Origin of the sequence: Pseudomonas paraversuta, assembly GCF_904063065.1 — a bacterium.
Taxonomy (GTDB): domain Bacteria; phylum Pseudomonadota; class Gammaproteobacteria; order Pseudomonadales; family Pseudomonadaceae; genus Aquipseudomonas; species Aquipseudomonas paraversuta.
Map to the genome: position 1 here is coordinate 84,221 of NZ_CAJFCL010000001.1, position 22,655 is coordinate 106,875.

A 22,655-nucleotide genomic window follows, 5' to 3' on the forward strand; every position below is an offset into this window, starting at 1 on the left:
ACACTTGCCCCCGCGGGTGCGGGAAGCAACATCCATACTTCGCTCCTGAGCGAATTATCGGCCAAAGGGATGGGAGAAAGTCATGGTTCTTCATGAAAAGGACGCTCTGAATGACACCCTTCGAGGCTGCAACCCACCCCGATCCCTATACCTTTTATGCGCAACTGAGACACAGGGCCGACCTGTACTTTGACTCCCGACTGGGATGTTGGGTCGCAAGCGGTGCAAGGGTCATACAGGCCATTGTGCAACATCCTGATTTGCTGGTACGCCCCCCACATGAGCCCGTTCCACCGGCCATAGCACAAAGGCCTTCAGGCCAGGTGTTCGGCAACTTGATGCGCATGAATGAAGGGCCGCGCCATCAGTGCCCCCGGCACGGGATAGAACCGGCACTGGCGTCAGTGTCGGCAGCAGACATCGCAACACTGGTTGCACACCTCTTCCCCATCACAGACAGCTCTGCCGATAGCCTGAACTCACTCATGTTCAAATTGCCGGTTTCAGTGCTATGCCGCTTGCTGGGCTTCGATGACCACCAGCTTGATACCCTGAGCGCTTTGACCGGTGATTTCGTGGCCTGCCTTTCTCCTTTGGCCAGCGAGTTACAACTGCGCAGCGCTGACATTGCAGCAACCCGGCTGAGTCAGATGTTTGAGGTTCTGTTGAACGACGAAGCTGGACACAGCGCTTTTCTCAACGCTATTTGTCCAGCTTACCGATCTGGCACCCAGGCCGATCGTCCCGCGCTTATCGCCAATTTGATCGGTCTGCTATCCCAGACCTGCGAAGCCACTGCCGGCCTGATCGGCAATGCACTGGTGGCCCTCCAGCAACAGCCTGAGCTGCTTGAAGCGGTCAGCCGAACCCCGGCGCTTGTCCCCGAACTGGTTGCCGAGGCAGCACGTCACGACCCATCGGTACAGAACACCCGGCGCTTTGTCGCGAAACGCTGCGTCATCGGCAATTGCACTCTGCAAGCCGCAGATACGGTTCTGGTGTTGCTGGCATCTGCAAACAGAGATCCGGCCATCAATCATGACCCGGACTGTTTTCTGCTCAACCGGCCCCTGCGTCAAAATTTCAGCTTCGGCCATGGCCGGCATCAATGCCCGGGTCAACAAATAGCACTGGCGATCGCCGCACAAACCATCGCAGTACTACTACAACGCCATGGCACATCCTTTATCCGGACCTGCCACTGGAGCTATGTCCCATCACTCAATGGCCGAATTCCACGATTCCGCCAGCAGCCGGAGATTGCGCAATGATTGCCGTTATTTTCGAGGCGTGGCCACGCACCGACCAATACCAGCGTTACCTGGACCTTGCAGCCGAACTCAGGCCATTGCTCGCTGACCTTGAGGGCTTCATTTCCATCGAGCGCTTCCAGAGCCTCAGTGAACCCGGGAAGCTGCTGTCGCTGTCATTCTGGCGCGACGAAGACTCCATCCAGCGCTGGCGCCAACTGGAACAACACCGCATGGCCCAGGCCGCAGGACGTACTCAAGTCTTCGAGGACTATCGTTTGCGCATCGCCCATGTTTTGCGCGACTACTCCCTCACTGAGCGATCCGAGGCGCCGGCTGACAGCCGTAAAGTTCACTCGTGAGCGCAGGCTTGATTGAATCCGCCCCATAAAAAAGGCCGCTCAATGAGCGGCCTTTTTCGTCGTGCGGATGATCCAGCGCTTAGTAGCGCTCGACCTTCGCCTCATTTTGCAACTGCTTGCGGTAGGCTTCGAAGTCTTGCTGGCCCACACGCGAAGCGAGGAAGCGACGGTACGACGCCTTCTCTTCTTCAGTCGGCTTCGCAGCATCGTTCACGCCATCCAGACGCAGTACAACAACGGTGCCATCGGCCAGGGTGACGCTACCAAAGGTCGGTTTGTCCTTGGATACTGGCTTGGCCAGGCGGAACACAGCTTGCAGCACGGCAGGGTCAATACCTTCCTGACCGCGGGCAACTGCCTCGTGAGCCTTCCACGACAGGCCATCAACCGGCTTATCCAACGGCAACTTGCCATCGCGTAGACCTTTGATGATTTCTTCAGCTTTGGTTTTAGCCGCTGCACTGGCGTGCTCTTTAACCAATTGCCCACGAATGCTTGCGGCAACGGCTTCCAGAGGCAACTGCTCAGGCTTGAGGTGTTCCTTGACGCGCAACACCACTACCGTCTCGGGATCGAGTTCGATGGCAGTACTGTTTGCCCCCTCATCCATCACTTCAGTGCTGAATGCTGCCTGGATCACGTCACGGTTGGCAGCAATCCCCTCCCCGCCCTGACGACCGAACGGTGCAGAGGTATGCACGGTCAGCTTCAGTTCCTGAGCAGGTTGAACCAGATCGGACGCCTCAAATGCGGAGTCTTCCAGCTGCTTGGTTGCATCAACAAAGCGACGCTCAACCTGTTGGGTTTTCAGGTCACGGGTCAGCTTGTCTTTCAGGCTGGCAAAGCTCGGCACTTCAGGTGCCTCGACGCCCATCAACTTGATCAGGTGGTAGCCAAAGCTGGTGCGAACCGGCTCAGAAACCTGATCTTTTTTCAGAGCGTAAAGCGCTGTTTCAAACACAGGATCGTAAACACCCGGACCTGCGAAACCCAGATCACCGCCATTGGCAGCCGAGCCTGGATCCTGAGAGAACTCTTTGGCCAAAGCCTCGAAGCTTTCACCCTTGGCCAGACGCTGCTCAATATCAGCAATCTTGGCTTTGGCCTGCTCGTCGCTGACCTTGTCGTTCACTTCAATCAGGATGTGTGCAGCACGGCGCTGCTCAGCAAGGTTGGCGGTTTCTTTCTGATAAAGGGCTTGCAGCTCTTCATCCTTCACAGCCACCTGATCAAAGAACGAAGACTTCTTCAACTCGATGTAGTCGATCACGACCTGATCGGGCGTCATGAACTCTTTGGCGTGCTCGTCGTAGTAAGCCTTGATTTCGTCGTCGCTGACTTTCACCGCAGCCGGGTCGGCCTTGATGTTCAGAGAAGAGAAATCACGGGTCTGTTTTTCGAGACGGGCAAAAGCGTTCACTTGCTCATCGGTCACGAAACCACTGCCCGCCAAACCGGCGCGCAGCTGACCAATCAGCATTTCCTGGCCCAGCATGTCGCGGAACTGCAGGCGACCGTAACCCAGCTGACGAATCACCTGGTCGAAACGTTCAGCGCTGAACTGGCCGTTATCCTGAAACTCAGGTGTCTGCAGAATGACCTGATCCAGGGCCGCTTCAGAGAAGGAGAACTTCGCCTGATTAGCACCCTGCAGCAGCAACTTACGATCGATCAACCCTTTAAGGGCTGCTTCACGCAGCATTTTCTCGTCCAGCAAAGAAGCGTCGAAATCTTTGCCCAGCTGTTGCATCAGCTGACGACGTTGCATGTCGACAGCCTGGCTGAGCTCAACTTGAGTGATTTCGTCACCGTTGACCTTGGCCGCATCCTGGCTGGTCGAGGTGGCTTGAAAAATAGCATCGAAACCGGTCAACGCCATTAACGCGACGATGACACCGATGATGGTCTTGGCAATCCAGCCTTGTGAATTGTCCCTGATATTTTGCAGCATGCTTCCCCCAGAAACGGTCTTGCATAATGAGCAACCGTGGAGCGTGGGTAGAGTCCGGATAGAAGAAAGGCGCATCCGAGGATGCGCCTTCTCGTAACTGGCGGAGCGGACCGGGCTCGAACCCGCGACCCCCGGCGTACCACGTCGATATAACCATCGACTGCACTACCGCTCCGCTGCCAAGCCTGGCGTGCGCCTGACCCGGTTGGGTAAAAAGTGTTACAAAAACTTAGTTAACCGCTTCTTTCAGTGCTTTACCGGCTTTGAAGCCTGGTTTTTTAGCAGCAGCAATTTCCAGTGCTTGACCAGTCTGTGGGTTACGACCAGTGCGAGCAGGACGATCAGTCACAGAGAAAGTACCAAAACCAACCAGTACCACAGAGTCGCCAGCCTTAAGAGCGCCAGTGACGGATTCGATTACTGCGTCCAGCGCACGGCCAGCTGCAGCTTTCGGGATATCAGCAGATGCAGCGATAGCATCAATCAGTTCCGACTTGTTCACTCTAAGTCCCCTTATATCTATCTGAGTATGTTTCTAAAGTTTTTTGGTAAAAGCAAACGATTGCTGAAGCACTTACGGACACTTATAGAGCCGCTTTATAACAAGGGCTCTAAAAAGCGTCAAGAAAGCCCGTCAGGCAAATCCGTATTAATGCGTGCTAATTCTTTCCTTAGAGTCAGACTCTCGCTTGTCATCCTTGGCAACGATCTCGGGAGCCACATCCGGCAAGGGCTCCGGCGCGTATTGCAGCGCAATTTGCAGGACCTCGTCAATCCATTTAACCGGTTTAATCTGAAGATCCTGTTTGATGTTGTCAGGAATTTCCTTCAGATCGCGGACATTCTCTTCAGGAATAATTACCGTCTTGATCCCACCTCGGTGAGCAGCCAGTAACTTTTCCTTCAAGCCCCCAATCGCCAGCACCTGGCCACGCAGGGTAATTTCGCCGGTCATCGCAACATCCGCACGTACTGGAATCAAAGTCAGCGCAGAAACCAGAGCTGTACACATTCCTACACCAGCACTAGGACCATCTTTGGGCGTAGCCCCTTCCGGCATGTGAATGTGAACGTCACGTTTCTCGTGGAAATCCAACGGGATACCCAGGCTCTTGGCGCGACTGCGAACCACTGTCAACGCAGCAGTAATCGACTCCACCATCACGTCACCGAGAGAACCGGTCTTGATCAACTGGCCCTTGCCCGGCACTACCGCAGCTTCAATTGTCAGCAATTCGCCACCGACCTGAGTCCAGGCCAGACCGGTCACCTGACCAATCTGGTCCTGCACCTCGGCCAGTCCGTAGCTGTATTTTCGAACACCCAAAAAGTGCTCGAGAAGCTCGGGCGTCACAGTCACTGCAAAACGTTTTTCCATCGCGTGTTCTTTGACCGCCTTGCGGCAAATTTTCGCAATTTGGCGCTCAAGGCCCCGCACACCGGCTTCGCGGGTGTAATAGCGAATGATGTCGCGGATGGCTTCGTTGTCGAACGCTATCTCGCCTTTTTTCAAGCCATTGGCTTCAATTTGCTTGGGGGCGAGGTATTTGACGGCAATGTTGATTTTTTCGTCTTCGGTGTAACCCGGCAGACGAATGACTTCCATCCGGTCCAGCAACGCTGGAGGAATATTCATCGAGTTGGAGGTACACAGGAACATTACGTCAGACAGGTCGTAGTCGACCTCGAGGTAATGGTCATTGAAATTGTGGTTTTGCTCGGGATCGAGCACCTCAAGCAATGCAGAGGCCGGGTCACCGCGCATGTCGCTGCCCATCTTGTCGATTTCATCGAGCAGGAACAGAGGGTTGCGAACCCCCACTTTTGTCATCTTCTGAATCAATCGACCTGGCATCGAGCCAATGTAGGTACGACGATGACCGCGAATTTCCGCTTCGTCACGCACGCCACCCAAGGCCATACGTACGAATTTGCGGTTTGTTGCATGGGCTATGGACTCTGCAAGGGAGGTTTTACCTACACCAGGAGGTCCTACCAGGCACAAAACCGGACCACGGATTTTCTTCACCCGTTTTTGCACGGCGAGGTATTCGAGAATCCGCTCTTTGACTTCATCCAGACCGTAGTGGTCTGCATCCAGAATGTCTTCAGCGCGCTTGAGATCCAGGCGGACCTTGCTCTGTGCTTTCCATGGCACCTGAACCAGCCAGTCAATGTAGGAGCGCACGACAGTGGCTTCAGCGGACATGGGGGACATTTGCTTGAGCTTGTTCAGCTCAGCCTGAGCCTTGGCCATTGCATCCTTGGGCAAACCAGCGGACTCGATGCGCTTTTTCAGCTCTTCGATTTCGTTATGCCCATCATCACCATCGCCGAGCTCCTTCTGAATGGCCTTCATCTGCTCATTCAGGTAGTACTCGCGCTGGCTGCGCTCCATCTGCTTTTTGACACGGCCACGGATACGCTTTTCAACTTGCAGCAGGTCGATCTCGGCATCAAGCAATGCCAATACGTGCTCAACCCGGGTTTGCAGGTCGATAATTTCAAGAATCTCCTGCTTCTGCTCGATCTTGAGTGCCATATGGGCAGCCATGGTATCGACCAGACGGCTTGGTTCGTCGATGCTGTTAAGCGAGGACAGAACCTCAGCCGGGACCTTTTTGCCCAGCTGTACATATTGCTCGAACTGCGAGATCAGGCTGCGGACAAAGACTTCGGATTCACGCTCCGGGGCAGCCACCTCATCAATCAGGGAGACTTCGGCACTCAGATAGCCTTCAGCCTGGCCAAAGCGCTCGACAGCGCCACGCTGCTCGCCTTCGACCAAAACCTTGACGGTGCCATCCGGCAGCTTGAGCAACTGCAGAACGGTCGCAATGGTACCTACACGATAGAGCGCGTCTTCGCCCGGATCATCGTCAGCAGGATTTTTTTGGGCCAACAGCAAGATCTGCTTGTCGCCCGTCATCGCAGCCTCGAGGGCCTCGATTGATTTCTCGCGTCCCACGAACAGTGGGATCACCATGTGCGGATAGACCACAACATCGCGCAATGGCAGGAGAGGCAATTCAATGGTTGTCTTCATGATTTCGCCTCTACGGCGGCCATAAGGCCGTAATCAGATGGAAGTAAGCTTGAAGCCAAGATGGGGGCAGTTCCGAAAAAAAACAAGCGTTGGACGACAGGAAAAAAAAAGGGGCCCGAAGGCCCCTTCTTTAACACGCAATGTGTAATACGCAGCAATACACTTACGCGTCAGGTGCAACCTTGGCAGTCGCTTCGTTGTTTTCATAAATCAACAACGGCTTGGACTTACCTTCTATAACGCTTTCGTCGATCACCACTTTACTCACCTCGGACTGCGAGGGGATTTCAAACATGGTGTCGAGCAGAACGCTCTCCAGAATCGAACGCAAACCACGCGCACCAGTCTTGCGCTCAAGCGCACGCTTGGCCACGGCTTTCAAGGCATCAGCACGGAATTCGAGATCAACACCCTCCATCTCGAACAACTTTCCATACTGCTTGGTCAGCGCATTCTTCGGCTCGGTCAGAATCTGCATCAATGCAGCTTCATCCAGCTCATCCAGTGTCGCCAGAACAGGTAGACGGCCAACAAACTCCGGGATCAGACCGAACTTGACCAAATCATCAGGTTCTACTTCACGCAGGGACTCGCCAACCTTCTTGCCCTCTTCCTTGCTGCGTACTTCGGCACTGAAGCCGATGCCGCCGCGAGTAGAGCGTGCCTGAACAACCTTCTCCAGGCCCGAGAACGCACCGCCACAGATAAACAGGATGTTACGGGTATCAACCTGCAAGAATTCCTGCTGCGGATGCTTGCGACCACCCTGAGGCGGTACGGAAGCCACAGTGCCTTCGATCAGTTTGAGCAAAGCCTGCTGCACGCCTTCACCGGAAACATCACGGGTGATGGACGGGTTGTCAGATTTGCGCGAAATCTTGTCGATTTCATCGATATAGACGATACCCATCTGGGCTTTTTCTACGTCGTAGTCGCACTTCTGCAGCAGCTTCTGAATGATGTTTTCCACATCTTCGCCTACGTAACCCGCCTCAGTCAGCGTGGTTGCATCAGCAATAGTGAAAGGTACATTCAGCAGACGAGCCAGGGTTTCGGCCAGCAAGGTTTTACCCGAGCCAGTAGGTCCGATCAGCAGAATGTTGCTCTTGCCGAGTTCGACGTCGTCATTTTTCTTGTCACGCTGGTTAAGGCGCTTGTAGTGGTTGTATACCGCTACGGCCAAAACCTTTTTGGCACGTTCCTGACCAATGACGTATTGATCAAGGATGCCGCTGATTTCTTTTGGCGAAGGTAATTTATGCGCACTGCTCTCGGCCTGGGCTTCCTGCACCTCCTCGCGGATGATGTCATTGCACAGGTCGACGCATTCGTCGCAGATAAAGACCGAGGGGCCGGCAATCAATTTGCGCACTTCATGCTGGCTTTTGCCACAGAAGGAGCAATAGAGCAATTTGCCGTTGTCCTCGCCGTTGCGGGTGTCAGTCATTCGATCGATCCAAATCCGATAGGCTTGCAACACAAGATGAAGGCAACTGCGGGCTTTTTCAAGCCCGCAGGAGGTCAGTTAATCCAACCGCCTTCATTTGTACTACTTAAGCGGGCATTTGACGCTTGCTGAACACAGAGTCGATCAAACCGTATTCGGTTGCACGCTCAGCGCTCATGAAGTTGTCACGTTCGGTGTCACGCTCGATGGTTTCGAGCGACTGACCGGTATGGTGGGCCAACAGCGAGTTCAAACGATGACGAATGTTGAGGATTTCCTTGGCATGGATGTCGATATCCGACGCCTGCCCCTGGAAACCGCCCAACGGCTGGTGAATCATCATCCGCGAGTTAGGCAGGCAATGACGCTTGCCCGGAGCACCGCCGGCCAACAGGAAAGCACCCATGCTGCACGCCTGACCGATACAGATGGTCGACACGTCTGGCTTGATGAACTGCATGGTGTCGTAGATCGACATCCCTGCTGTTACCGAGCCGCCCGGGGAGTTGATGTAGAGATGAATGTCCTTGTCCGGGTTTTCGGCTTCAAGGAAAAGCAGCTGCGCAGCAACCAGGTTCGCCATGTAGTCTTCGACAGGGCCTACCAGGAAGATGATCCGCTCCTTGAGGAGGCGCGAATAGATGTCGTAGGAGCGCTCGCCACGGGCAGACTGCTCAACAACCATCGGGACCAGGCCGCCAGCGGCCTGAATGTCAGAGTTCTGCTGAATATAAGAATTGCGGGACATGTCCGGCAGTCACTCCCAAATAGTCTTGTCTGGAATACGCATAAGCCAGCTCGAGGCTGGCTTATGGTTGTGTTTTCTAACGAGTCAGAATTCAGTCGGCTTGTGGAGCTTCCACCGGCTTAACTGCTTCTTCGTAAGAGACCGCTTTATCGGTCACCTTAGCCTTCTGCAGAACAGTATCCACAACTTGCTCTTCCAGCACAACCGAACGAACCTCGTTCAATTGCGCGTCATTTTTGTAGTACCAAGCAACAACCTGCTCAGGCTCCTGGTAAGCGGAAGCCATTTCCTGAATCATTTCGCGAACACGATCTTCGTCAGGCTTGAGGTCGAATTGCTTGACCACTTCAGCCACGATCAGACCCAGAACCACACGGCGATTGGCTTGTTCTTCGAACAGCTCGGCCGGCAGTTGGTCAGGCTTGATGTTGCCACCGAATTGCTGAACAGCCTGAACGCGCAGACGATCAACTTCGTTGGACAGCAGCGATTTTGGCACTTCGATCGGGTTGGCAGCCAACAGACCGTCCATTACCTGATTCTTGACCTTGGATTTGATCGCCTGACGCAGCTCACGCTCCATGTTCTTGCGAACTTCGGCGCGGAAACCTTCCAGACCTGTTTCCTTGATACCGAACTGGGCGAAGAACTCTTCGTTCAGCTCTGGCAGCTTAGGCTCGGAAACAGTGTTGACAGTAACGGTGAACTCGGCGGCTTTGCCAGCCAGGTCCAGGTTCTGATAGTCAGCAGGGAAAGTCAGGTTCAGAACGCGTTCTTCACCAGCTTTAGCGCCTACCAGGCCTTCTTCGAAGCCAGGAATCATACGGCCCGAACCCAGAACCAGCTGAGTACCCTTGGCGGAACCGCCAGCGAACTCTTCACCATCTACCTTGCCAACGAAATCAATGTTCAACTGATCTTCGTTCTGAGCAGCACGCTCAGTCAGCTCAAAACGGGTGTTCTGCTTGCGCAGCACGTCCAGCATTTTGTCCAGGTCGGCATCAGCCACTTCGGCGCTCAGGCGCTCGATGGCGATGGTGTCCAGACCGGTAACTTCGAATTCAGGGAATACTTCGAAGGTCGCAACGTATTCCAGATCCTTGCCTTTTTCGAAGACTTTAGGCTCTACCGAAGGTGCGCCAGCCGGGTTCAGCTTTTGCTCAACCACTGCTTCATAGAACGAAGCCTGGATCACGTTGCCCAGTGCTTCTTGACGCGCATCAGCTTCGTAACGCTGACGAATCACGCTCATTGGCACCTTGCCTGGACGGAAGCCCGGGATTTTGGCCTTTTGGGCGGTCTGCTGCAGACGCTTGTTGACTTCAGCCTCAATACGCTCAGATGGCACGCCAATGGTCATGCGACGCTCAAGAGCGGAAGTATTTTCAACAGAAACTTGCATGGATATTCCTCGTTGCACAGACATTAGCCGGCCGTTTCCGACCCCATAATCAAGGGCATGCATTCTAGTGGGTCAAACTCAAGAAGTCACCCTACCGCAATCGCGCACAGAAACAGCAGGCACATTATTAAGCGCAAGCAGTGATCTGCTTAAACACCCGAATACACAAAAATGCTTACATAGCCCCAACTCAGAGCCTCCTTCCTTATATATAGAAGAAGGCATCAAGCAAGAGCATGACAACACCCGCACCGACACACGGACGCAAGACAGGCATCATTCAGCAACACAATGCCGCCCGCCTGCCCCCTTCAAAAAAGCCGGAACGAAAAAAAACGCCAGATTATTAATCTGGCGTTTTCTAAATATGGGGTGGACGAAGGGGATCGAACCCTCGACAACGGGAGTCACAATCCCGTGCTCTACCAACTGAGCTACGCCCACCATATTGCATTTACAGCTCTATTTGCATCGCTACGAATGCGCATCAAAGCGCAGCTTCGTAAAAGAATAAAGCCGCTCTAGGCGGCTTTATTCATCAGCCTGGCGAACCCGATTCAGGCATCGCCAAACCTTATTTGGTGCGGACGGAGAGACTCGAACTCTCACACCTTGCGGCGCTGGAACCTAAATCCAGTGTGTCTACCAATTCCACCACATCCGCATTCAAACTTTTGAAGCAAAGACGCCAGACTATTAATCTGGCGCCTTTCTAAATATGGGGTGGACGAAGGGGATCGAACCCTCGACAACGGGAGTCACAATCCCGTGCTCTACCAACTGAGCTACGCCCACCATATTGCCTTTGTAACCCTACTTGTGCCAAAGCTGCCTAATGGCGCACCCGGCAGGACTCGAACCTGCGACCATCCGCTTAGAAGGCGGATGCTCTATCCAGCTGAGCTACGGGCGCCTTGTTAATCTGTACTCTGTGACGACTACAAACTAAGTGCTTTCAGTATCACCAAGCCAGACATCAACTTCGCTCTACCTTCTTAACCAGTGCTAGGCTGTGCCCGACAAGTGCGACGAATATTATAGGCGACCCCGAAAGCCGTCAACTCTTTTTTGAAAAAAGTTTAGAAATATAAAGGAGTTAGGGGAATAAGCAGACCAAGCGCCTTTGCCCTTACGTCACGGCATGCGAGAATGCACGTCCTTTTTCCACCCTTTACGATGGTTAATCACGCGTAATGACTGCACAACTAATCGACGGCAAAGCGATCGCCGCCAGCCTGCGCAAGCAGATTGCAAAACGTGTCGCCGAGCGTCACGAGCAAGGCCTGCGCACTCCCGGCCTGGCAGTGATTCTGGTCGGCAGCGATCCTGCCTCCCAGGTTTATGTTTCGCACAAGCGTAAAGACTGCGAAGAGGTAGGCTTTCTTTCACAAGCCTATGACCTGCCTTCGGACACCAGCCAGCAAGCACTGACCGACCTGATTGACCGTCTTAATGAAGACACGGATATCGACGGCATTCTGCTTCAGCTGCCACTGCCCGAGCATCTGGACGCCTCCAAGTTGCTGGAGCGCATTCGTCCGGACAAGGACGTAGACGGTTTCCACCCCTACAACGTCGGCCGTCTGGCCCAGCGCATCCCGCTACTGCGCCCCTGCACCCCTAAAGGCATCATGACCCTGCTGGAAAGCACCGGCCAGGACCTTTACGGAATGGACGCAGTAATCGTTGGCGCCTCCAACATCGTTGGTCGCCCGATGGCCATGGAACTGTTGCTGGCCGGCTGCACCGTAACGGTTACCCATCGTTTCACCAAGGACCTGGCCGGCCACGTAGGCCGTGCAGATCTGGTGGTCGTGGCTGCCGGCAAGCCGGGCCTGGTCAAAGGCGAATGGATCAAGGAAGGCGCGATCGTGATCGACGTCGGCATCAACCGTCAGGCTGATGGCAAGCTGGTGGGCGATGTGATTTACGAAACCGCCCTGCCCCGCGCCGGCTGGATTACACCGGTTCCTGGCGGCGTTGGCCCGATGACTCGCGCCTGCTTGCTGGAAAATACTTTGTACGCCGCCGAAACGCTGCACGCATAAGCCCCGGCATCGATACCAGCAACGGCACCTTCGGGTGCCGTTGTTATTGGTGCAGCCAAAACCCGGACAAACAAAAGCCCGCACTTGGCGGGCTTTCGTTCAAACAGCGATAAACCTAGTCAGCCAGGCGCCAGGTCGTACCGCCTTTACCGTCTTCAAGCACAACACCCATGGCGGTGAGCTGATCACGAATCCGGTCCGATTCAGCCCAGTCCTTACCGGCACGAGCCGCCAGACGAGCCGCGATCAAGGCATCAACCTGGGCCGCATCCACCCGCCCTTCTGCGCCAGCCTGCAAGAAATCATCCGCCTCAAGCTGCAATACACCCAGCACATCAGCCAATTCTTTCAAGCGCGCAGCCAGGCCAGCCGCGGCCTGCAAATCGGTATCGCGCAAGCGGTTGATCTCGCGAACCATCTCGAACAGCACCGCGCAGGCTTCCGGAGTACCGAAGTCATCGTTCATCACCTGGGTAAAACGCTCAACGAACGCTTCACCACCGGCCGGTGCCACTTTTGGCAGCCCCTTGAGGGCGTGATAAAAGCGCTCAAGAGCCGCTTTAGCGTCCTTGAGGTTATCTTCGGAGTAATTGATCGAGCTGCGGTAGTGGCTGGACACCAACAAGTAACGCACCACTTCCGGGTGATATTTCTCCAGAACGTCGCGAATGGTGAAGAAGTTGTTCAAGGATTTGGACATCTTCTCGCCATTGATGCGAATCATCCCGCAATGCATCCAGGCATTGGCGTAGGTTTTACCCGTCGCCGCCTCACTTTGGGCGATTTCGTTCTCATGGTGCGGAAACTCAAGGTCGCTGCCGCCACCATGAATATCAAAGGTCTCGCCCAGGCAGCAGGTCGACATCACCGAGCACTCGATGTGCCAGCCCGGACGACCTGCACCCCACGGCGACTCCCAGCTCGGCTCGCCCGGCTTGACGCCCTTCCACAACACGAAGTCCAGCGGATCGTCCTTGGCTTCGTCGACTTCAATACGTGCACCGATACGCAGATCTTCGATCTTCTTGCGCGACAGCTTGCCGTAGCCCATGAACTTGGCGACACGGTAATACACGTCGCCGTTGCCCGGGGCGTAGGCATAGCCCTTGTCGATCAGGGTCTGGATCATCGCGTGCATGCCGGGGATATAATCCGTGGCACGCGGCTCCATGTCCGGCTTGCGGATATTGAGTCGCGCTTCGTCTTCATGCATTGCAGCGATCATGCGCGCGGTGAGCACCTCAAACGCTTCGCCGTTTTCACGGGCACGGTTGATGATCTTGTCTTCGATGTCGGTGATGTTGCGCACATAGGTCAAATCGTAACCGCTAAAACGCAACCAGCGTGTTACCAGGTCAAAAGCCACCATGCTGCGGCCGTGACCCAGATGGCAATAGTCGTACACGGTCATGCCGCACACGTACATGCGCACATTGTTGCCGTCCAGCGGCTTGAAAACTTCTTTGCTCTTGGTGAGCGTGTTGTAAATCGTTAGCACGATGGCTCCCTCAAAACTTGATCACTGACCCCAGGAATCACGCAAGGTCACAGTACGGTTGAATACCGGCTGGCCAGGTTTCGAGTCCTTGATATCTGCGCAGAAGTAACCTTCGCGCTCGAACTGGAAACGGTCTTCCGGCTGTGCGTTGCCCAGCGACGGCTCAGCACGACAACCCGTAAGAACCTGCAGCGAATCCGGGTTGATGTTTTCCAGGAAGCCCGCACCATCCTCAGCCTTTTCAGGGTTCGGCGAGCGGAACAGACGATCGTACAGACGCACTTCGCATTCGACGCTGGCAGCAGCCGGCACCCAATGCACAACACCCTTGACCTTGCGGCCTTCAGGGTTCTTGCCCAGCGTTTCGGGATCGTACGAGCAATGCAGTTCAACGATGTTGCCATCGGCGTCTTTAATCGCTTCGTCAGCACGAATCACATAGCTGCCGCGCAGGCGCACTTCACCGGCAGGCTCAAGGCGCTTGTAACCTTTTGGCGGCTCTTCCATAAAGTCGTCACGATCGATGTAGATCTCACGGGCGAATGGCAGCACTCGTACACCCATGTCTTCTTTAGGGTGGCGAGGCAGCTCCAGGTTTTCGACCTGGCCTTGCGGATAGTTGGTGATGATGACCTTCAATGGACGCAGCACACACATCGCGCGCGGAGCGCTGTGGTCCAGATCGTCACGAATGCTGAATTCCAGCATGCCGAAGTCAACCACGCCATCGGAGCGGTTGGTGCCAACCATGTCGCAGAAGTTGCGGATTGATTTGGGCGTGTAACCACGACGACGGAAACCCGAGAGGGTCGACATGCGCGGGTCATCCCAGCCATGTACGTGCTTTTCATCAACCAGTTGCTTGAGCTTGCGCTTGCTGGTGATGGTGTAGTTCAGGTTCAGGCGCGAGAACTCGTACTGACGCGGCTTGCTCGGCACCGGCAGGTTGTCGAGGAACCATTCGTACAGAGGGCGATGACCTTCGAACTCCAGGGTGCAGATCGAATGGGTAATGCCTTCGATCGCATCCGACTGACCATGGGTGAAGTCATAGTTCGGATAAATGCACCACTTGTCACCGGTCTGATGGTGATGGGCATGACGAATGCGATACAGGATCGGATCGCGCAGGTTCATGTTCGGTGAAGCCATGTCGATCTTGGCCCGCAACACACGCTTGCCGTCTTCGAACTCGCCAGCCTTCATGCGGGCGAACAGGTCGATGTTTTCTTCGACGCTACGCTCACGAAACGGGCTGTTTTTGCCAGGCTCGGTCAAGCTGCCACGGTATTCCTTGGCCTGTTCAGGTGTCAGGTCGCAGACATAGGCCTTACCTTCCTTGATCAGGTAAACCGCCCACTCATGCAACTGATCGAAATATTGCGAGGCAAAGCGCACTTCACCCGACCACTCAAAGCCCAGCCACTTGACGTCACTTTCGATCGCATCAATGTATTCCTGGTCTTCTTTGGCCGGGTTGGTGTCGTCAAAACGCAAATGGGTGACGCCGCCAAATTCCTGAGCCAGCCCAAAGTTCACGCAAATGGACTTGGCGTGACCGATGTGCAGGTAGCCGTTGGGCTCAGGCGGGAAGCGGGTCACGATCTGTTTGCATTTACCCGAGTCAAGGTCCGCCTGCACGATGGGACGCAGGAAATTAGCCGGTACAGCAGGGCCAGCCTTAGGATTCAAAGTAGGGTCGACAGTGGGCTTGCTCATAGGATCCTTGAACGTAACAGGTGCGCGGCCTGGGTCGGCCGACTAAATCAAAGCGCCTATCATAGCCGATGCTGTCAAGTCCCTGACAGAGCAGGCGCTCAATCAACGCATTTGAAATAGCGCCTTTTAGCCCCCATATCGCAAAAACAGCATCGAAATGCCGTGCGGGCACGCTAAACTGCGCCGCGCGGCTGTATCTACCCAGCCAGCTTTTAGTCTCCGAGCCAATTGGCCGGACCAAAAAGCTCACCGAATTCATCTGATAGAGCGATAGCAATCATGTCCAAAGTAAAACTGACTACCAACCACGGCGACATCGTGATTGAGCTGAACGCTGAAAAGGCGCCGATCACCGTCGCCAACTTCATCGAGTACGTAAAAGCCGGTCACTACGAAAACACTGTGTTTCACCGTGTAATCGGTAACTTCATGGTTCAGGGCGGCGGTTTCGAACCTGGCATGAAAGAAAAGAAAGACAAGCGTCCAAGCATCAAGAACGAAGCTGATAACGGTCTGCCGAACGAGAAGTACACCGTGGCCATGGCTCGCACCATGGAGCCGCATTCGGCTTCCGCCCAGTTCTTCATCAACGTGGCTGACAACAGCTTCCTCAACCACACCGGGAAGACCGCTCAAGGCTGGGGCTATGCAGTGTTCGGTAAAGTGGTTGAAGGTCAGGACGTGGTCGACAAGATCAAAGGTGTCAAAACCACTTCCAAAGCGGGCCATCAAGACGTGCCGGCTGAAGACGTGATTGTCGAGAAAGCAGAGATCATTGAGTGATACTGCTGATTTCAGATTTGCATCTGGAAGAGGAGCGCCCGGACATAACCCGGGCGTTTCTGGATTTCCTGACCGGGCGTGCGCGCTCGGCTCAGGCGCTGTACATCCTGGGTGATTTTTTCGAAGCCTGGATAGGCGACGATGCAATGACGCCCTACCAGCGCTCTATCTGTGAAGCGCTGCGAACACTGAGCGATAGCGGCACGCAGATTTTTCTGATGCACGGCAATCGCGACTTTTTGCTTGGCCAGGCCTTTTGTAAAGCGGCTGGCTGCACCCTGATCAAAGACCCCAGCGTTGTAGATTTCTACGGCGAACCGGTCTTGCTGATGCACGGCGACAGCCTGTGCACCCGCGACGAATCCTACATGCGCCTGCGGCGCTACCTGCGCAACCCCGTAATCATGTGGATTTTACGCCACCTGCCACTGGGCACCCGGCAAAAACTGGCGCGCAAGTTACGCAGCGAAAGCCGCGCCCAGACCCGCATGAAAGCCAACGACATCGTTGATGTGACCCCCGAAGAAGTACCGCTGATCATGGCCCGGCATGGCGTACGCACGCTGATTCATGGCCACACTCACCGCCCGGCCATTCACAAGCTGCAGATCGGCGAACATGCCGCCAAACGCATTGTGCTCGGCGACTGGGACAAACAGGGCTGGGCACTGCAGGTGGATGAGCAAGGCATGCAACTGGCGCCGTTTGATTTCGCCACCCCGCCTTTACTGCAACACAGCCAACAGTAGGATGGTGGGAGCCGGCTTGCCAGCGATGGCATCACCCGGCATCAGCCAGACCCCGGCGATATTATCGCCGGCAAGCCGGCTCCCACAGCCTTGCGGCTTTTACCGCATTAATGTCCGCTCGCCTCCGGCCCCGCCTTCGCGGCAAACGGCGGTTTGGCCAGCCACACCAGCAAGATCAGCCCCATGAACATCCAGCCCATCAACGTGAAGTAGTCCACAGTCGAGAGCATATAGGCCTGACTGGTCAGGACTTGATCCAGCTGGGCGTAAGCCTTGGTGCTCGCCCCGCCGAGATTCTCCAGCGCGTGCCGGGTGATGGGGTCATAGGTACTCATGCTTTCACTCATGTAGGCATGGTGCTGATCAGCACGACGAATCCAGATCCAGGTGGTCAGGGATGCCGCAAAACTCCCCCCCAGCGTTCGCAGGAACGTCGCCAGCCCGGCGCCATCGGCGATCTGATGTGGCGGTAAATCCGACATCAAAATGCTCAAGGTCGGCATAAAGAACAGCGCCACACCTATCCCCATAAACAGCTGCACCAGTGCCACATGCTGGAAGTCCACCTGGCTGGTGAAATCGGCCCGCATAAAGCAGCTCAGGCCAATGGCCAAAAAGGCCAGCCCCGCCAACAGGCGCAAATCGAATTTATGCGCGTACTTGCCCACAAACGGCGACATCAGTACCGGCAAGATACCGATCGGCGCCACGGCCAGACCGGCCCAGGTCGCGGTATAGCCCATCTGCGTCTGCAGCCATTGCGGCAAAATCAGGTTGATGCCGAAGAAGCCTGCATAGCCCAATACCAGCACGATGGTACCGATACGAAAGTTGCGATAGGCAAATAAACGCAAATTTACGATGGGGTGCTTGTCGGTCATTTCCCAAATGATAAAAGCCGCCAGCGCCACCACTGACAATGCAGTGCCCATAAGGATGAAATTGGATTCGAACCAGTCCAGATCATTGCCCTTGTCGAGCACTATCTGCAGCGCACCAACGCCAATGATCAGGGTTATAAGACCCACATAGTCCATCGGCTGACGGGTAATCACCACCGGACGCGCCTTGAGTTGCTGGCGAACCACCATCACGGCAAAGAAGCCGATCGGGATATTAATGAAGAAGATCCACGGCCAACTGTAACTGTCCGTGATCCAGCCACCCAATATGGGGCCCGCAATGGGCGCAACCACCGTGACCATCGCCAGCAATGCCAATGCCATCCCCCGTTTCGCAGGCGGATACACCGCAATCAGCAGGGTCTGGGTCATGGGATACAAGGGGCCGGCGACCAGGCCTTGCAACACCCGAAAGCCCACCAGTTCAGGCATCGAGGTTGAAATACCGCACAGGAACGAAGCCAGCACGAACAGAACCGTGGCCCACAGAAACAGCTTCACCTCACCAAAGCGCCGGCTCAGCCAGCCAGTCAACGGCAAGGCAATAGCGTTACTTACGGCAAATGAAGTAATTACCCACGTACCCTGCTCCGAACTCACCCCCAGGTTGCCAGAGATAGTGGGCAACGCCACGTTGGCGATGGTGGTATCGAGCACCTGCATAAAGGTCGCCAGCGACAGGCCAATGGTGGCAAGCACCAAGCTGGGCGGGGAAAAAGACGCGTTTGTACTCATCGCAAATCCTTTAAAACTCGGGCTGCAGCCCTGCCCGTGCGGCAGAGCTTATGGATTGGCGAATCAGCGTTGAGCCGCAGTGTTGCCCGTCAAGGCGCTGTTGCTGTCAATCAAGCGCGTAATCATGGCTTCGGCGTCCGCCAGCTGCTGCTCGTACACATTGGTGGTGAACGACGCTTTTTGCGGCGGCTGCTGGGCCAGCACCGGGCCACTCTGGTCACGCAGGTTCACATCGACCGTGGTCGACAAGCCGACCCGCAGTGGATGCTTTTCCAGCTCCTGGGCATTGATATGAATACGCACCGGCACCCGCTGCACGATCTTGATCCAGTTGCCGGTGGCGTTTTGCGCCGGCAAGAGGGCGAATGCGCTGCCGGTACCGGCACCGATACTGTCGATGCTGCCGCTGTACTTGACGTCACTGCCATAGATGTCCGACTCGATGTCCACCGGCTGCCCGATGCGCATCTTGTGCAACTGGGTTTCCTTGAAGTTGGCATCGATCCACAACTGATTCAGCGGAATGACGGCCATCAAGGCAGTACCCGGCTGAACCCGCTGCCCCAGCTGAACCGTACGTTTGGCCACATAACCGGTCACAGGAGCAATCAACGTGGAGCGGGCATTCGCCAGATAGGCCTGACGCAACTGCGCTGCAGCAGCCTTCACATCGGGATGATCGGCAATCGTGGTGTTATCCACCAGTGCACTGGTGGTATCGAGCTTCTGCTCGGCATTGCGCAAGGCACTTTGGGCAGAGGCCAGATCATCCCGGGCGTGGGACAGTTCTTCCTGGGAAATCGCCCCGCCTGCGGCCAGACTTTTACGACGGTTGTAATTGTCCTGGGCTTTTTGCACCTCGACTTTTTGCGCCGAGACCTGGGCCTTCATGCCGTTCACATCACTGAACAGGCCGCGGACCTGACGCACGGTGCGGGCCAGATTGGCCTCGGCACTCTGCAGGCCAACCAGTGCATCGCTTGGGTCGAAGTTGAGCAGCACCTGCCCCTCATGAACCAGATCGCCATCATCGGCGCCAATACTCACCACCGTTCCGGTGACCAGCGGGGTGATCTCCACCACATTGCCGTTTACATAGGCGTCGTCCGTGCTCTCACTCCAGCGACCATAGAGCTCATGCCAGGCCCAGACGCCCAACGCGACCAGGATCACCAGAATCGCCAGCCCGCCGAGCCAGAGCTTGCGTTTGCGCTGATTGCCAGCGTCCTGGTTTTGTTGCGTTTCATTCGGTGTTTGCACAGTGGCCATGACGAGTACCTAAATTTATTCTGCCAGCGAGGCTTGAGTGGGAACGGCCGCAGCCGTGTTGCCGGGCTCAAAGCCACCGCCCAGGGCTTGCATCAGTTGAATCGAAAGATCGATCTGCTCAGCATTCAGGTCCGCCAGCTGGCGCTGGGCCTGGAGCAGTTGTTGCTCAATGCTGAGGACATCAAGGTAATTGCCCACGCCCGATTCATAGCGCTGCAACCCGGTGTTGTAGGACTCTTGAGCAATATCCGCCGCACGCTGCTGCGCGCCGATTTGCAGCCCCATGGCTTTTAGCTGCTCCAGGGTATCGCTGACATCACCGAGTGCCGCCACCAGGGTCTTGTTGTACTGCGCCACGGCCAGATCGTAGTTGGCGTCTTCAGCATCCAGACCGGCACGCAGGCGCCCGCCATCAAAGATCGGCAGCGAAACCGCAGGTGCAATATTGAAGAAGCGGCTGGCCGAGCCGAACAGCGCATCCCCCAGCAACGACTGGGTACCCGCCGCCGCAGTCAAATTGAGGTTGGGATAAAAACGCGTTTTGGCGGCGGCAATGTTCTTGCTGGCAGCCTCTACCCGCCAGCGGGCAGCGACCAGATCGGGACGACGACCCAGCAGCTCGGCGGGCAAAGTGCTTGGCAACGCCACGGCACCGGGTGCCAGAATCTTCGGCCGGGCAATCTCGATGCCCCGGTCAGGCCCCTTGCCCAACAACACTGCCAACGCAATTCGGGCGCTTTTGAGTTGTTTTTCGGCATTGATTACCTGCTCCTGGGAGCTGGCTTCAAGGCTTTCGGTTTGCTGGTATTGATAGTGACTGTCAATCCCGGCTTGCAGGCGCCGCTTGCTCAAGTCGAGCATTTGGCGAGTACGCGCCAGATCGTCATTGGCCAGATCACGCACGCTGTAGGCATGCCCCAGGCTGCTGTAAGCCCGCGCCACATCAGCAGCCAGAGTCAGGCTCGCGGCCTGGCCGTCGACCTCGGCGGCACGGGCTTCGCCCAGAGCGGCCTCCCAGGCATCACGCTGACCGCCCCACAGATCGAAGGTGTAATTGAACGTCAGATTGACGTCGCGCACCGTGTCATAAACACCGCCGCGACCGCTCGGATCCTGGGAACGCGCCAGGCGCGAACGCGTAACGTCCGCCTCGACATCCAGGGTCGGCATGCGTGCGGCATTGGCTGCACCGGCCGCTGCGCTCGCCTGGTGAGCCCGGGCACTGGCAATCTGCATATCAGGGCTGTCGCGCAATGCTTCCTGAATCAGGCCGTCGAGCTGCCCGTCGCCCAGTCGTTTCCACCAGTCCTTTTGCGGCCAGGCGGCAGGCGTGACGCTGACACCCTTGAGCGTCTGCGCTGCCTTGAGGCTTTTGGCTTCAAGGCTGGCACCCTCGGTGCCCAGGCCGCTATAGCTGGCGCAACCGGCCAACGCCATGCAGACAAATACCAGGCTCAGGCCTGTACGTAGCGTTTTGTTGCTCATTTTTCACCCAAGCGCATGACAGTGATCGGATCACCGGCCGCCAGCAGTATTTTTTTGAGGATCTGTTCCAGGCTCTGCAACTCTTGCGGGCTGATAGCAGCCGCCAACTGGTTCATGGCATCGGCGCCAACCTGCGGTAGCAAGGCCGCCAGTGCTTGCCCGTCATCGGTGAGTACCAGTCGCACCTGACGTCGGTCAGCCTCGGAGCGCTGGCGTATAAGCAGGTTTTTTTGCTCCAGCCGATCAAGCATGCGAGTCATCGAGCCGCTGTCCAGTGACAGGTGGCGGCAGAGTTCAGCCGGTGTATCGACGTCGAACTGGGCCATGATGATCAGCACTTTGAACTGCGCCGCGGTGATGCCGAAAGGCTCCATGTGGCGGTCAATGATGCGGTCTTTGAGCATGGCAGTACGCCCCAGGAGCAAACCCAGGGTGCAATTTTGAAAAGTATCGGGATGGAAATGCTTCATCAGGAAGCTGCCCAGGCAGTAATGTTTCTAAATGTTACTGCCTAGGCAGCTAATGTCAAGCCGACTATTAGCCGGCTATCTATTTGCTTGTCTAAATGTGCGTAGCCGCTGACGCAGGGAGGAGGCTTATGCCTGGGCTGGCACGCCGCTATGGAAACGGAACTCAACATCCGGCGACTCGATCAGTTCCTGCTCGGCCGCCCGCACCCGTTCGATGACCTGGGCAATATCCTTGGCATCGCCGTATTGATAGGCGAGCTTCAAGTAGCCCTGGAAGTGTCGCGCTTCGCTTTTGAGCAGACCGAAGTAGAACTTGCCGAGCTCTTCATCCAGATGCGGCACCAGGGCTTCGAATCGCTCACAGCTGCGCGCTTCGATAAAGGCCCCCACCACCAGGGTATCCACCAGCTTCACCGGTTCGTGATTGCGCACTACCTTGCGCAGCCCTGAGGCATAGCGCCCGGCCGACAGCTGACGCAGTTCGATCTTGCGCTTTTTCATCAGGCGCATGACTTGCTCGTGGTGAACCAGTTCTTCACGGGCCAGACGCGACATCATGTTGATCAGATCGACGTGGGAATGGTACTTGGCGATCAGGCTCAACGCGGTGCTGGCTGCCTTGAACTCGCAATTCTTGTGGTCGATCAGCAAGGTTTCCTGATCCGCCAGGGCAGCCGCAATCCAGCCGTCAGGGGTACGACAGCCCAAAAACTCATGAATTTCTGGAAGAATCACGGGCGCGCTCCCGAACATGGGGGGGTGCACAGCAGACCGGCAGTGTTTTGAAAAAT

Annotated in this window: 18 protein-coding genes and 4 tRNA genes; 5 read left to right on the top strand and 17 right to left on the bottom strand. The window is 55.9% G+C overall.

Annotation, left to right across the window (positions count from 1 at the left end):
* The first annotated feature begins 560 nt into the window (after positions 1–560).
* Together JQ845_RS23160 and JQ845_RS00370 are read left to right on the top strand one after the other, a co-directional pair.
* A complete protein-coding gene (locus JQ845_RS23160; RefSeq protein ID WP_328821626.1) occupies positions 561–1,271 on the top strand; it encodes a cytochrome P450 in 711 nt (236 codons plus the stop codon).
* Entirely contained in the window at positions 1,268–1,612 is a 345-nt protein-coding gene (locus JQ845_RS00370; protein WP_003441374.1) for an antibiotic biosynthesis monooxygenase family protein, read from the top strand. Before JQ845_RS23160 ends, JQ845_RS00370 begins: the two co-directional genes overlap by 4 nt.
* Positions 1,613–1,691: 79 nt before the next feature.
* On the opposite strand, the gene JQ845_RS00375 is transcribed toward JQ845_RS00370, so the two are convergent.
* From JQ845_RS00375 to JQ845_RS00420, 10 genes are all read right to left on the bottom strand, one after another.
* On the bottom strand, positions 1,692–3,563 hold the full coding sequence (locus tag JQ845_RS00375) for a SurA N-terminal domain-containing protein (RefSeq protein ID WP_010655837.1): 1,872 nt from the start codon (positions 3,561–3,563) through the stop codon (positions 1,692–1,694).
* Positions 3,564–3,792: 229 nt separating this feature from the next.
* Positions 3,793–4,065, bottom strand: a complete 273-nt coding sequence (locus JQ845_RS00380) for an HU family DNA-binding protein (protein ID WP_003441370.1) — start codon at positions 4,063–4,065, stop codon at positions 3,793–3,795.
* Positions 4,066–4,212: 147 nt separating this feature from the next.
* Positions 4,213–6,609: an endopeptidase La gene (gene lon / locus JQ845_RS00385; RefSeq protein WP_003441367.1), complete on the bottom strand. Its 2,397-nt coding sequence runs from the start codon at positions 6,607–6,609 to the stop codon at positions 4,213–4,215.
* Between the two features lie 163 nt (positions 6,610–6,772).
* Positions 6,773–8,056, bottom strand: a complete 1,284-nt coding sequence (gene clpX / locus JQ845_RS00390) for an ATP-dependent Clp protease ATP-binding subunit ClpX (RefSeq protein WP_003441365.1) — start codon at positions 8,054–8,056, stop codon at positions 6,773–6,775.
* 106 nt (positions 8,057–8,162) lie between these two features.
* Positions 8,163–8,804 carry an ATP-dependent Clp endopeptidase proteolytic subunit ClpP gene (gene clpP / locus JQ845_RS00395; protein WP_003441363.1) on the bottom strand — a complete coding sequence of 214 codons (642 nt, stop codon included), beginning with the start codon at positions 8,802–8,804 and terminating at the stop codon, positions 8,163–8,165.
* Between the two features lie 91 nt (positions 8,805–8,895).
* The gene (gene tig / locus JQ845_RS00400) at positions 8,896–10,206 is read right to left on the bottom strand and encodes a trigger factor (RefSeq protein WP_003441361.1); all 1,311 of its coding nucleotides are present in this window, start codon (positions 10,204–10,206) and stop codon (positions 8,896–8,898) included.
* Between the two features lie 368 nt (positions 10,207–10,574).
* Positions 10,575–10,650, bottom strand: a tRNA-His gene (locus JQ845_RS00405).
* Between the two features lie 135 nt (positions 10,651–10,785).
* A tRNA-Leu gene (locus JQ845_RS00410) sits at positions 10,786–10,870 on the bottom strand.
* Positions 10,871–10,925: 55 nt separating this feature from the next.
* Positions 10,926–11,001, bottom strand: a tRNA-His gene (locus JQ845_RS00415).
* A 41-nt stretch (positions 11,002–11,042) separates the two neighbouring features.
* Positions 11,043–11,119 (bottom strand) — tRNA-Arg (locus tag JQ845_RS00420).
* 280 nt (positions 11,120–11,399) lie between these two features.
* Between JQ845_RS00420 and folD the strand changes: the two genes are divergently transcribed.
* On the top strand, positions 11,400–12,254 hold the full coding sequence (folD, locus tag JQ845_RS00425; RefSeq protein WP_003441360.1) for a bifunctional methylenetetrahydrofolate dehydrogenase/methenyltetrahydrofolate cyclohydrolase FolD: 855 nt from the start codon (positions 11,400–11,402) through the stop codon (positions 12,252–12,254).
* 115 nt (positions 12,255–12,369) lie between these two features.
* On the opposite strand, the gene cysS is transcribed toward folD, so the two are convergent.
* On the bottom strand, positions 12,370–13,752 hold the full coding sequence (gene cysS, locus JQ845_RS00430) for a cysteine--tRNA ligase (RefSeq protein ID WP_160628237.1): 1,383 nt from the start codon (positions 13,750–13,752) through the stop codon (positions 12,370–12,372).
* Positions 13,753–13,773: 21 nt separating this feature from the next.
* Positions 13,774–15,471 (bottom strand): glutamine--tRNA ligase/YqeY domain fusion protein, encoded by a 1,698-nt coding sequence (locus tag JQ845_RS00435; protein WP_003441356.1) that lies wholly within the window; start codon positions 15,469–15,471, stop codon positions 13,774–13,776.
* A gap of 279 nt (positions 15,472–15,750) precedes the next feature.
* Here JQ845_RS00435 and JQ845_RS00440 point away from each other — a divergent pair, with 279 nt between their 5' ends.
* Together JQ845_RS00440 and lpxH are read left to right on the top strand one after the other, a co-directional pair.
* Complete coding sequence (locus tag JQ845_RS00440) at positions 15,751–16,254, top strand: peptidylprolyl isomerase (RefSeq protein ID WP_203007930.1); 504 nt, start codon at positions 15,751–15,753, stop codon at positions 16,252–16,254.
* Entirely contained in the window at positions 16,251–17,003 is a 753-nt protein-coding gene (lpxH, locus tag JQ845_RS00445) for a UDP-2,3-diacylglucosamine diphosphatase (protein ID WP_003441352.1), read from the top strand. The genes JQ845_RS00440 and lpxH overlap by 4 nt, the downstream gene beginning before the upstream one ends.
* Positions 17,004–17,110: 107 nt before the next feature.
* On the opposite strand, the gene JQ845_RS00450 is transcribed toward lpxH, so the two are convergent.
* The 5 genes from JQ845_RS00450 to JQ845_RS00470 form a co-directional block, all read right to left on the bottom strand.
* Positions 17,111–18,640, bottom strand: a complete 1,530-nt coding sequence (locus tag JQ845_RS00450; protein ID WP_060781813.1) for a DHA2 family efflux MFS transporter permease subunit — start codon at positions 18,638–18,640, stop codon at positions 17,111–17,113.
* A 63-nt stretch (positions 18,641–18,703) separates the two neighbouring features.
* On the bottom strand, positions 18,704–19,909 hold the full coding sequence (locus JQ845_RS00455) for an HlyD family secretion protein (RefSeq protein ID WP_003441348.1): 1,206 nt from the start codon (positions 19,907–19,909) through the stop codon (positions 18,704–18,706).
* A 15-nt stretch (positions 19,910–19,924) separates the two neighbouring features.
* Positions 19,925–21,394, bottom strand: a complete 1,470-nt coding sequence (locus tag JQ845_RS00460) for an efflux transporter outer membrane subunit (RefSeq protein ID WP_203007932.1) — start codon at positions 21,392–21,394, stop codon at positions 19,925–19,927.
* Complete coding sequence (locus JQ845_RS00465; RefSeq protein ID WP_003441345.1) at positions 21,391–21,864, bottom strand: MarR family winged helix-turn-helix transcriptional regulator; 474 nt, start codon at positions 21,862–21,864, stop codon at positions 21,391–21,393. Before JQ845_RS00465 ends, JQ845_RS00460 begins: the two co-directional genes overlap by 4 nt.
* Positions 21,865–21,990: 126 nt before the next feature.
* Entirely contained in the window at positions 21,991–22,599 is a 609-nt protein-coding gene (locus JQ845_RS00470) for a MiaE family protein (protein WP_003441343.1), read from the bottom strand.
* Positions 22,600–22,655 lie beyond the last annotated feature (56 nt).